8 protein-coding genes and 1 pseudogene are annotated in these 12,209 nt (G+C 45.5%); 6 read left to right on the forward strand and 3 right to left on the reverse strand.

The genetic code is table 11. The features are described from left to right. Positions 1 to 82: 82 nt before the first annotated feature. The 3 genes from ACWA2B_RS08220 to ACWA2B_RS08230 are packed head-to-tail and all read left to right on the forward strand — an operon-like array spanning position 83 to position 3,714. Positions 83 to 1,039, forward strand: a complete 957-nt coding sequence (locus tag ACWA2B_RS08220) for an ABC transporter permease (RefSeq protein ID WP_029515960.1) — start codon at positions 83 to 85, stop codon at positions 1,037 to 1,039. Positions 1,040 to 1,053: 14 nt separating this feature from the next. Then, positions 1,054 to 1,992, forward strand: coding sequence for a carbohydrate ABC transporter permease (locus ACWA2B_RS08225; RefSeq protein ID WP_029515959.1), 939 nt, complete (start codon positions 1,054 to 1,056; stop codon positions 1,990 to 1,992). 42 nt (positions 1,993 to 2,034) lie between these two features. Beyond that, positions 2,035 to 3,714 carry an ABC transporter substrate-binding protein gene (locus ACWA2B_RS08230; protein ID WP_342425599.1) on the forward strand — a complete coding sequence of 560 codons (1,680 nt, stop codon included), beginning with the start codon at positions 2,035 to 2,037 and terminating at the stop codon, positions 3,712 to 3,714. Between the two features lie 259 nt (positions 3,715 to 3,973). On the opposite strand, the gene ACWA2B_RS08235 is transcribed toward ACWA2B_RS08230, so the two are convergent. Further along, positions 3,974 to 5,896 (reverse strand): glycosyl hydrolase, encoded by a 1,923-nt coding sequence (locus ACWA2B_RS08235; RefSeq protein ID WP_342425600.1) that lies wholly within the window; start codon positions 5,894 to 5,896, stop codon positions 3,974 to 3,976. Between the two features lie 449 nt (positions 5,897 to 6,345). Between ACWA2B_RS08235 and ACWA2B_RS08240 the strand changes: the two genes are divergently transcribed. Then, positions 6,346 to 7,140 carry a GNAT family N-acetyltransferase gene (locus ACWA2B_RS08240; protein ID WP_029515956.1) on the forward strand — a complete coding sequence of 265 codons (795 nt, stop codon included), beginning with the start codon at positions 6,346 to 6,348 and terminating at the stop codon, positions 7,138 to 7,140. A gap of 99 nt (positions 7,141 to 7,239) precedes the next feature. On the opposite strand, the gene ACWA2B_RS08245 is transcribed toward ACWA2B_RS08240, so the two are convergent. Continuing rightward, positions 7,240 to 8,133 (reverse strand): AraC family transcriptional regulator, encoded by an 894-nt coding sequence (locus ACWA2B_RS08245; RefSeq protein ID WP_029515955.1) that lies wholly within the window; start codon positions 8,131 to 8,133, stop codon positions 7,240 to 7,242. Between the two features lie 157 nt (positions 8,134 to 8,290). On the opposite strand from ACWA2B_RS08245, the gene ACWA2B_RS08250 reads away from it, so the two are divergent. Together ACWA2B_RS08250 and ACWA2B_RS08255 are read left to right on the forward strand one after the other, a co-directional pair. Next, the gene (locus tag ACWA2B_RS08250; protein WP_449291895.1) at positions 8,291 to 9,196 is read left to right on the forward strand and encodes a DMT family transporter; all 906 of its coding nucleotides are present in this window, start codon (positions 8,291 to 8,293) and stop codon (positions 9,194 to 9,196) included. Next, a pseudogene (locus tag ACWA2B_RS08255) lies at positions 9,192 to 9,433 on the forward strand (tRNA-binding protein); the annotation flags it as partial. The gene ACWA2B_RS08250 and the pseudogene ACWA2B_RS08255, both read left to right, overlap by 5 nt. 179 nt (positions 9,434 to 9,612) lie before the next feature. On the opposite strand, the gene ACWA2B_RS08260 reads toward ACWA2B_RS08255, so the two are convergent. After that, entirely contained in the window at positions 9,613 to 12,039 is a 2,427-nt protein-coding gene (locus ACWA2B_RS08260) for a UvrD-helicase domain-containing protein (protein WP_449291896.1), read from the reverse strand. Positions 12,040 to 12,209: the final 170 nt, after the last annotated feature.

A 12,209-nucleotide genomic window follows, 5' to 3' on the forward strand; every position in this document is an offset into this window, starting at 1 on the left:
GTATGATTTTTTCCGAAATCCGTTGTATGGGCGCGGACTCCTCTCTGTTTTATGATGGATTTTAAGAGAGGGGATGAAAAAAATGAAAGCGGTAACAGTGGTTTCGGAAAAGGCATACAAAAAGACGGAGAGGAATGCTTGGAAGGTATTTAAAAGCCAGAGGTATCTTTACTACATGTCCATTCCGTTTGTTATTTGGGTTTTTGTCTTCCAGTATTTGCCGCTATGGGGCTGGACAATGGCCTTTCAAAAATATAAACCCGGTTTGAGTTTTTTTGAGCAAAAGTGGGTGGGCTTGGAGCATTTTCGTACTTTGTTCCGAGATGATCATTTCTACCAAGTGCTGCGGAACACGCTGGCTATGAGTCTTATGGGACTGATCGCCGGTTTTATCGTGCCGGTTGTCTTTGCTTTACTGCTCAACGAGGTTCGTATCCAGGTTATAAAACGATTTGTTCAGACGGTATCTTATCTGCCGCACTTTGTTTCATGGGTGGTTGCTGCAGGCATTGTCACCAAAATGCTTTCAGCGGATGGCGGTGTCGTGAATGATATGTTCATGGGTCTAGGCATCATCGAACAGCCGATCCAGTTTATGGCCCAAGGTAAATTATTTTGGTGGGTTGTAACCTTCGGAGACATCTGGAAGGAAACAGGTTGGAACGCCATTATTTATCTGGCTGCCATCGCCGGTATTGGTCCTGAATTATACGAGGCTGCGCGGGTCGACGGCGCTAGCCGATTCCGGCAAATGTGGCATATCACGCTGCCAGGGATCCGGCCGACCATTATCATCCTCCTGATTATGTCTATTGGTCATTTGCTCGGTACGGGATTCGAGAAACAATTTTTGCTGGGCAATCACCTGGTCATTGATTACTCTGAAGTACTTGATTTGTATGCGCTTAATTATGGTCTGGCGATGGGACGTTACTCTTTCGGAACGGCAATTAATATCTTTAATTCGGTGATAAGCCTGATCCTATTGTTTGCGGCTAACGGAATCTTTAAGCGCTATACCAACGAGAGTATTATGTAGGGAGGATAAAGGACATGGAGGCTGTCAAAAGCAGTACGCCAGTCGGCCGATTAAACAACTGGCTTAAGGCGAAATCACCACAAGATCGAATCTTAGAAGTCGTTGTTTATCTTTTCATGATTGTGGTAACCGTTCTAACAATCTATCCGTTCTTAAATGTACTGGCTATCTCTTTTAATGATTCGGTAGATACCATTAGAGGGGGAATCACCATCTGGCCAAGACAATTTACGTTGAAGAATTACGATTTGATTTTCACCTATGAGGGGTTAATCACTGGATTCAAGATATCCTTTCTGCGGACCGTCATTGGCACCGTAGCGGGCTTGGCCAGCGGTTCGATGCTTGCGTATACGCTTGCACGAAGTGACTTTCAAGCTCGAAGGTTCATCTCAATCTTTCTTGCCGTCACCATGTATGTTTCCGGGGGATTAATCCCAGGTTTTATCTTGATGAAGGAATTGCATTTGATTGATACATTTGCCGTCTATATTTTACCCGGCCTTGTAAGTGCGTTTAATGTCTTCATTATTCGTTCCTTCATTGATGGTCTGCCTTATGCGTTGCAAGAATCAGCTAAGCTAGATGGTGCCAACGATTTCACGATATATTGGCGCGTTATTCTTCCTCTTTGCAAACCAGCATTAGCGACCGTAGCGCTCTTCTTGGCAGTAGGGCAATGGAACTCTTGGTTCGATACTTATCTGTTTAATGGGTCTAACGAATCGTTGACGACCCTGCAATATGAATTGATGAAAATTTTGCAGAGTACTACAACGAGCGCAACCAATTCTCAGGATGCTGCCAATATGGCTGAGCGTATGGCACAAGTGTCTCCGGAATCGGTCAAAATGGCAATCACCATCATTGTTACAGTCCCGATTCTTATCGTCTATCCTTTTCTACAAAAGTATTTTGTTAAAGGTATGACGCTTGGAGCGGTAAAAAGCTAAAACGAAGCAGCAAACATTCATTATACAGGGAGGTTTCGCTCCATGAAGTCAAGAAAAAACAGAATGATCGTATCTTTCGTAATGTCACTGACTTTAGTGGCGACCCTTGCAGGGTGCAGCGGTAATAATCCGTCCGAGGCTACCAAGGCCGTAACAACGGGTGACATCACGCTTACTTATTTCTCGGAAGACTCCAGCACAAACTGGAATAGCATGAAGGATGAAGTCGGTAAGGTCATCGCTGAAAAAACGGGAGTAACCCTTGATGCTGAATTCGCTGTCGGTGACCCGGTCCAAAAGATTTCATTGATTGCTGCCACAGGAAACTATCCTGATTTAATCGCTGCTAAGGCGGATGTTGGCAAACTTGTCGATGCTGGCGCAATCATTGATCTGACGGATTTGATCGACAAGCATGCACCAAACATCAAAAAAATGCTGGGTGACAAGCTTGTTCGAACAAAGTACAGTTTGGACGACCCATCAATCTATGTGATTCCAACTTGGTCTGCTGTCGAAGAGAAAAAAATCAAACCCGACGTAGGATTTAAACTCCAACACCGTGTCGTCAAGGAAGCGGGATACCCAGACATTCGTACGGTACAGGATTTTGAAAAAGTCATTAAGGACTATCTAACCAAGCATCCGACGGATGAAAATGGCAACAAAAATATCGGACTGTCCCTAAATGCGGACGATTGGCATATGTACCAGGTAACGAACTCAGGATTCCAAACAACAGGGGGACCAGACGATGGTGAATACTACATCGATCAAAAAACACACCAAGCGACTTATCATTTCCGTCGACCGGAAGAAAAAGAATATTTTCGCTGGTTGAATCACATGAATGCCATTGGATTACTTGATCCGGAAAGCTTTGTGCAAAAGACTGACCAGTTTAAAGCGAAAGTGGCTTCAGGTCGCGTACTGGGCCTGGCCGATCCGGAATGGGACTATGGCGACGGACAAAATGCGCTGAAGGCGGAGGGCAAATTCGATCAGACTTACGGTCATTATCCAGTTACCATGAGCAAGGAGTACAAGGATACCAACTTCTGGCTGCCTGGTTTTGATGGGGGGTACGGAATCTCAATCTCTAGCAAATGCAAGGATCCGGTACGCGCTATCCAGTTTCTCGACTTTCTAGCATCGGAAGAGGGGCAAGTCCTGAATAACTGGGGAATTGAAGGAAAGCATTACACGATGAAAGACGGCAAACGGACGATTACTCCGGCTGTACTTGAACGGATAAACAATGACAATGCGGCTTTCCAAAAAGAGTCTGGAATCGGCCTATATTGGAACTTGTCGGTCCATTATGGTGATGGCATCGAGGACTCAACCGGCAACTATTTCACTCGTAGTTATCCAGAACTGCTGACAGCGACTTACAATAAGTCGGAGAAGGAAGTTCTTAAGGCTTATAAGATCGAGCACTGGAAAGATCTATTCCCGAAGGAAGAGGAATTTCCGCCTAGAGCATACGGAGCAGCATATACAATGTCTCTTCCCAATGACGATCCGGCTGTTATTCTTGGAGCCAAGATGAAGGATATTACATGGAAACGAATTCCGGAAGCTGTCATGACTAAACCGGAAAACTTCGACAAGGTTTGGGATGCCTATATGGCAGAACTAGAGAAAGCTGGAGTGCAAGAAATGGAACAATCCTTTACCAAGCATATCCAAGACCGAATTAAGCTGTGGTCCACGAACTAACTCGTTTCGCATAAAAGAACGGGGCCGTTTCCACTTTCCTGCCGGAGAGGAGACGGTCCTTTTTCATAATGTTCTCTTGGTTAGAAAAGTAGCTACATTAACGAAACGGGAGAATAGAAATATGGAGCATTTGAGGTACAAATAAACAGCGGCTACCCTGGTTATTTTCAGAGGCGGCCGCTGTTTGTTAGAGGAAGACTACTTCGTTACTTTACGACGCTGGATGGGACGGTATAGTTACGGATACGTTTAAAGTAATTTACTCCGCTTCATTTTTGGACGAAGTAAATAGGTCTTGGGGAAGCTCATCCCTCGTGATCACGTAATCGCTGTTGAACACTTTTATGAGATGATCCAGGGAGTTATATTGTCCGTTGCGGATGAAGTCGCCTGTCCATGTGGTGAAAAAGAGCCAATGCGCTGAATATGTTTGAAATAATTCAGGATCGCCAATCGGACCGTTTTCGGACAGACCAACCAGCTTCTTGCCTTGCACGAGATTCACCAAGCTGTCATACTTGCCGATACTTGGGCTATAATTAGCCGCCTGGTTGTAGATATCCACACTTACAATATCGATGACATCGTCTCCCGGATACCACTCGGGGCTCTCGGAGTTCCATACCCAGATCAGGTTGTTCAGGTGATGGTAGTTTGTTAGGCGGTCGTACATGATATGGTACAGTTGCTTGGCGGAGTCTGGCCCTTGGGCGCCCCACCAGAACCATTTGCCCTCCGCCTCGTGCAGCGGTCTCCACAGCACCGGAACGTGAGCGTCTTGGAGACGTTTCAACTGAGCAGCAATAGCATCGATATCCCTTAGGATAAGCTGATACTCTTCCGACTCGGGATGAGTGAGCGCATATTGAACGTCGAATGTAGTAGCGTCCTTGTAAAACCCGCGCCACCATTCTTTGCCGGGAATATCATGCAGTCCCTTAGGAGCATTCCAGTGCCATGCGAATGTGACAATTCCACCTTCTTTGGCCCATTGAATCGCCTTTTCCACTTCAGTTGAGGTGGCGCCATGTTCGATGCGAGAGGGGGAATAATCCATCATGTCCGTTGATAACATCGCAGGATACTTTCCAGTTTGGTCTTTAATCCACTGGGCATCCTCAAGAGTGTGCTGACCGGAAAGAATATTGCTGCCGTAACTATCGACGAGATAACCCATAAGTGCCTTGGTTTCCGCAGTCGCATTCGGGTTTACTGGCTTTTTCTCAATCTGATGCAATTTCGGGGGGGACACTGCTGACAGCTTGACGTAGTCGATATGATATTGGTCCGAATCGACATTGAACTGTATGGTATTGTTTCCCGCACTCAGCATCAGTTTACCGCCAGATACCTCTGTGTAGCTTGCTGTTGTCGGGAGTGATGTTTCGCTGGTCTGGCCATTGACCACCAATTGAGTCTTTTTGTCTCCATTGGGGTTACTGTAACCGATTGCAAGATTGTAAAGCCCGCTTGAGGCTGCGTTATAGGCAAAGGTTAACGACCCTGTGCCTTTAAAGGCTGCGTAACCGGTACCGGAATAACCCGTATCAGCAGCTTCGATGCTGACCTCACCAGTAATGGCTCCTTCTTCGGCTTCCATTTTGCTTATGGCAGCAGGCAGATTGGCGAATTCAACCTTCACATACTCGATCCCGTAATATCCCCAGCCTCTTGAAAAAGTCAGCTCGTTTGTGCCAGCATTCAGCATGATCTTAGTTACCATTTTCTCGTTCACCGCCGCACCTTTCGGAGGAGCAGCCAGCGTTACGTTTTCAGCCATTGTGCCATTGACCTTGATGCTGGTATCCTTGGAGCCGGTGTCCGCCGGAATGTAGTAGCCGAGGCTCAGCCTATAAAGACCTGCTGTAGGCACGTTCACTTTAAACGTAGCCGTCCCGTCAGACTTTCCTGAGTTTGGGTCATAGTCATAAAAGAAGGATACATAGCCATCGCCTTTATAAAGCGTATCGCCGGTATAGGGTATATCCCGTTTTTCTACCCCGTAACCTTGAAGAATTGCATTTTTGGAGCTGACGACTATAGGAAAGGGGCTACCGTCAGTGACCAAGTGAGCTGATTCTGCTTTTGCTAGGCTTGGAATTAAACTGAGAGATACCAACAAAAAGGATAAGAGAACAAAACTGAGAATACTGAGAAACCTTTTTTTCCATGGGTCTGGCATATGACTCACTCCTTGAATTAGATGTTAACGCCTTAGTTAATCTGCAACGCATCGTACAGAAAACGCTTTCATAAGTGTGTACATATTAAGTACACTTTGAAGTAATCGATGACAGGTGATTAAGGACCAGCTTGCACTTTTAAACATTCCTTCTTCATTTGTATGCGTTTTCAATATTTGTCATTAATTTTTTCAGTGCCTCACCTCTCTTTTATTTCATCATAAATTAGACGCGAGGCAGGAACCATACAATGAATTTCGGGAAAAATCATCCTTAAATTATGGATTTTTATACTCCGGCGGCAAACAATTTATCTTTATAGAAATGTATAACCCAATATTTTTTAAGGCTATATGGAATAAGCGGGAAGAATAGTTTCAATTTGTGGTATCATGCCAGTAGGTATTCCACGCATAGGAAAAGTATGACTAATGAAAGGGACTAATAAATGATTTCTCATCGATTGCTTACCTACGAAACAATTAGTCAATTAACTGACCAGATTAATAGAGACCAACACTTGTTATTCTATAGCTATTTAAGTCAACGTAAGGAGCAGGCTAAATTTGTTGGTCAATATATAGACGACAAGCTGACGGCGGTCTTAGCATACTTTTGGGGGCTATCCTTCCCTGCTTTTTCTTTCCATTGCATAAATCGCGAGAAACTTAACTTTCCAGCTCTTATTACTTTTACTGAGGAAATCATTCAACTTAAGAAAAATACTGTTTGTGGTACAATCCTCTGTAATCGTGACCTTCAACTTTTTCGATCTCATGGTCTTATAATGGGTAACCCACAACGTTTTTTAACAATGAAGCATATGGATCAATCGAAACTGCTCGATTCAAACTGGACTGAGCTAGTTAAGGAAAATGACCTTTCAGATATAGTGGATTTATTACGAAATGGCGGCATGAAATTTTTTACGAGGAGCGAACTCGAACAATATCCTTTCCTTGGGATAAAGGAATGTGGTCATTTTATTGCCGTGGGCGGCTTCCACTTTTATGATTCTAAACTCGTTGAGCTCGGAAACATATACACAAGCCCTACCCACAGAGGGAAAGGCCTAGCAAAGCACTTGACGAGCCAACTTACAAAACTGGGCAGATCACTTTCATCAGATATCTACCTGGGAGTACTGAAGGAGAACCAAGCCGCTGTATATCTTTACGAGGGCTTAGGCTATGAGATCACGGCTGAGCAAACTATTGTTGATTTTAAGCTATCTATTGATTGACGAATTAGGCCGCTGTCGCGCGCCGATTGAGAAGTACAACGGAATATAGGTGACTGTTGGTATTAGAGCGGTATCACGCAACCAGAAAAGAAATAGCCCTTAATCCTTGATTTCATTTCTAAATTTCCGGAAATTTTTAGGTGTTCTTTCATGATGTTTTTTAAAAGATTGAATGAAGTGATTTACATGATTGAACCCCACTCTGTGGGCTATTTCAGTTATTGTAGAATCTGTTGAAATTAATAACTCGCTGCTTTTCTTGATACGGTACTTAATTAAATAGTCGTAAGGTGTCATATGAATGGTTCTCTTAAAACTACGAGTGCATTCCGAAATACTTAAATGTGCTACTTCAGCAATTTCTTGCAGTGTTATATTGTCTGAATAGTTTTGATGGATAAAGCTGAGCATCAATTGAAGTCTTTCCTGTTGCAGTTTCATGTGTTTAGGTGCTTCCTCCGAAGAAAGCGAAATGTTAGAAATTATGATGAACCATAATTGTACTGTTTTAATAGAAACCTCATATTCCCATCCCCAGTTTTTTTTCATATCAAATTTCTCTTTCATATCCCAAAGCATTTGCAGTATTTGAATTTGCCATTCAACATCTCCTTTGATTACTAATGACAATAAGAGAGAGTTTGTATAAGGCAGTACATAGTTTTTTTCCATCGCACTATCTGCATAAAAGGCCAGCAGCTTCTCCGGGAAATTAAAACTGACATATTGGCCGTTATGTGTAAGGTGCGTAGTAACGTGAAGAACACCTTTATTAATTAAAATGGCCTGACCTGTTTCTAATTCATGATCAATCCCGTTAACTTGGATTACTAGCTTCCCTTTGGTAACCAAAGTGATTTGTAGTTCCTCATGCCAATGTAGATCGTTAAATCCTCTACCTTCAGGACTACTTGCATGAATAGTATGGGTGTACATGATGTATGGAAATGAAACATCGGGATATAGAATGGTCTCATGCAATTGTTTTTCCATTTTAGCGAGGTCCTTTCTGATGACGATATTTCTATATAAATTAAAGATATAGTTACACAAAATAAATAAAAGTGGTGATATTATTATACCAGATCTTCGGCTTATCATTACAATCCTGTGCACAGGCGATTGGATAAGACCTCTTGGAGGCGTACATGTGAAAATAAATCAATCGTCGTTACCGTTTCATCCGTATATTTTGCTTTTAATCAGCATACTGTCTGTCTCTATCTCATCCATCATGATCAAATCCTCAGATACTCCAACCTCTGTGGCTGGGATGTACAGATTGTATATGTCAGTACTCATAATGCTTCCTTTTGTACCTTGGAAAATGTTCCGTACCTTAGCAATGAACAAAAAAGATTGGATTACCGTTTTCATAGCCGGTCTTTTTCTCGGGTTGCATTTCTTATTCTGGATGGAATCTTTAGTATATACCTCAGTTGCGAGCTCCATGGTCATCTTATCCTTACAGCCTTTATTTGTAATGATGGGTTCATACTTTATGTTCAGAGACCGAACCAACATATTAACCATACTTTGTTTGATCGCCGCTCTTGTCGGTTCAATCACTATTGCTTGGGGAGACATAGGGATTTCGAGAGAGGCATTGATCGGAGATGGATTATCTTTATTGGGAACAATTTTGGTTTCAGCATATATGTTGGCAGGACAGAAAGTAAGTCACAAAATAAATGCAAATTTATATAGTGTTATTGTTTTTTTTATTGGTGGCAGCGTCTTGCTGGTCTACAATTTGTTGAATCATTATTCCTTGATTGAATATGACTCGTCGGAATGGATGTATTTCTTGTTACTTGCAGTAATCCCAACTATTTTTGGACAATATATTTTTAATCTGTTGTTGAAATCAATGGGTGCAACTACGGTCTCAGTTGGTATTATTGGAGAGCCTGTTCTTGCCATAATTCTCGCCTACTTATTCTTGGGAGAAATCATTTCTGCATTTCAATTCATAGGTGGAATCATGACTTTATTCGGTATGGGAATGTATTTTTGGGCAAAATCTTTAAAGTATACTACAGTTGCAAAATATTAAATTTGAAATTGATTTTGGCAAGATATCGGTGTAAAAACTTCGAGTGCGCAAATTACAGAAAGATATGTGGCTGAAGATATTATAGGGGAACAAATTATAGGTGTAGTCAACTTTCCACCTCGACGGATAGCAGGCTTTAACTCAGAGGTATTGGTTCTTGGAGGAATACCCGAAAAGGGGGATGTGATTCTATTGAAACCAGATATCAAACTACCTGATGGAACACCTATTGGGTGATAGAACGCTTGGATAATCTAACGGGACATGATCGTTCAATAGCAAGTTAAAACAGATAGTGGCAGGCTAGGGCTTTATTTTTAAGTCCTAGTCTGCCACTTTTTTATTTGGTCTGTCCAAATTTTATTTGATTTATTATTGGTCTGCACAATTCTCCATACCAGCTATACGCCGTATCCCTATCTGGCTGGGATGCTGCGTGTCCCCTCTGTCATCGGGGAGGCGCAGAGCGGGCACACTGGCGGCGTGCTTGTGCTAGCCGCGCTTGTACGGCGTCCGCTTGTTGTGTCGCGACGCATCCACGCTTTGCAAGCGCCGTCGGTACATTTCCACACGGGCACGCTGATGCGTGGCTCCGCCGGAGACCCTGCCACCGACGAGGTTGTCCGTGCCGTAGCGCTGCCTGGTCCCGGCCTGCTGTTCACGCGGGTCGCTGTGCCAGACGCTGGCGATCCAGCGCCAGCACGGCTGCCATACCCGGAAGCACCCTTCGCTTGGCCAAAGCTACTGCGGCGTGTTTCTGGCTTGGAAGCCTCAGGGGTGACCCCATAGGCTTCCAGCAGGAAGCGTGACACGGCGGCAGGCTTGCCATGATTAGAGGCGGGGGAGGTGATGTATAGCAACTCCTTCGCCCGGGTGACGGCCACGTAAGCGAGGCGGCGCTCTTCTTCAAGCGCTGCATCGTTATCCACAGCTGTAGTTGGGGCGGCGCCTGCCCGCCGATCCTCCGGCAGCTCGCTGTGCAGCGCCGAGCTGTGCGGCAGAATGCCTTCGCTGGCTCCGATCCAATATACGCAAGGGAATTCCAATCCCTTGGCGCGGTGGATCGTCATGAGCCGAACAGCATCGCTGTCTTCCTCTCTGCGCAGCGATTCCATTTGGCGGTGACGCTCGGAAAGCTCGTCCGCAAAGCTGACGAACGCCTCCACAGTGTCAAACCGCTTGGCTGCCGTTTCGAGCTCCTCCAGACTTTCTTGCATCGTTTCCTTATAATGAGTCCACGCGCCCGTATCTCCACTTTCCAAATATTTGTCATAAAAGACGCGCCGCATTTCTTGAATGGCATAGGCAGGTTTCATGGTAGTGAGACTGCGAATCAGACGAATACGCTCTTTCACTTGTTCACGCTGAAAATCACGTAGTCGATCCCAGCGGCTGAGATGAATCAGCGGGTATTTTTTAGCCTGCTGTTTCTCCTCGCGCATAATCCATTCCATCCCAGCCTCACGCGAGACGTACAGCGGCCCAAGGGTGCTCGGAATGGATTCCATACGTCGGGGATTTAGCGACAAGCGCAGGTGATCCATTAAAGGACGAATCAGGGACTGGTCATAAAATACAGCCCCTGCTCCGTACTGAATAAATGGGACATCCCGCATAATTAATTGCTCAAAAATAGATCGGCTTCCGCTGGCTGTCCGGTGCAAAATAGCGATATCCCGGTAGCGAAGACGACCTTCTTCTACCTGCCCGAGCAGATGAGTAACAATATGTCCCGCCTCTTCCTCAGGCCCAGATGGGGTGGCAAACTGTGGCGGCAAGCCCTCACGCCCGGCAGCCGCAAGACGTTTGGAGCGTCGATGAACATTTTTGGCGACGATGTTGGAGCCCAGCCCCAAAATGCGTGCATCACTGCGATAATTAATATCCAGAGTAATGACCTTTGCATCCTTATAGACCTTGTCAAACTCCAGAATGGATTCCTGGCGTGCCCCATTAAAGGTATAGATCGTCTGGTCATCATCCCCCACAACCATCAGATTGCGATGTCGGGCAGCCAACCGCTGCACCATCTCATATTGGAGGGCATTCGTATCCTGAAATTCATCGACCATGATATGTGAAAAACGTCGCTGAAGCGGCTGAAGCACATTCGGGTCACGCAGTAGTGCGGAGGCACGCAGCAGAATATCGTCAAAATCCATTTTATTGCGCTCCTGTTTCCACGCTTCATAAGCGAGCATGGCACGCTTGGCATCCGATTCCTCGCGCACGGTTTCCGGCAGCTCGTCCGCGCTGCGGCCTTCCGCTTTCCAGGCGGAGAGGGCAGACAGCAGGCTTTCCGGCTGGAAAGCTTCGCTGAGCCCAAGCTGCCGCAGCATCATTTTCATGACGGTATGCTGGGCCTGCGTTTCACCGAACACATCATCTTGCACGCCGCGATGACGCAGCATCGCCAAAGCGAATGAGTGAAACGTGCGTGCCTGAACTGCACGTGCAGCGGCAGGGCGCACACCGGGTAATCCCGCGATGCGCAGTTTCATCTCGGCAGCTGCCTTGCTGGTGAAGGTCACCAGCAGAATGGACGATGCAGGAACATCCCGCATCGCCATCAGGTAGCCTGCACGGGCAGCCAGCACTGTGGTTTTGCCGCAGCCAGCCCCTGCAAGGGTCAGTAGGGGACCTTTGCCGTGGCGGACGGCCTGAATCTGCGGGCGGTTCAGGTGAATGCCGGCGTTCTCTAAAGCACGAAAATAGGCCGAGTCTTGGTCGGTATCGGGTACCAGCATCATACTGGTATCCATGGAAGCACGACGTGCCTGAGGGCTCGACGTTGAATAAGGAACCCCGATGGGTCGGGGGTAAAAAGAAGGATTTGGGTCCATAATCCTGAAACCCCTTTCGTTCTTAAAATCTTCCATTTTCACAAATGGGGGTAGTTTTTGGTATGATAGAGTTCTAGTCAGCTTTAGCTGACGATAAGAACAAGGCGATGGACTAAAATAATGCTGAAATTCATGCGGATCTTGCCGAAGCGTCAGAACATCAATACGTT

This window comes from Paenibacillus sp. CMM36 (assembly GCF_053570945.1).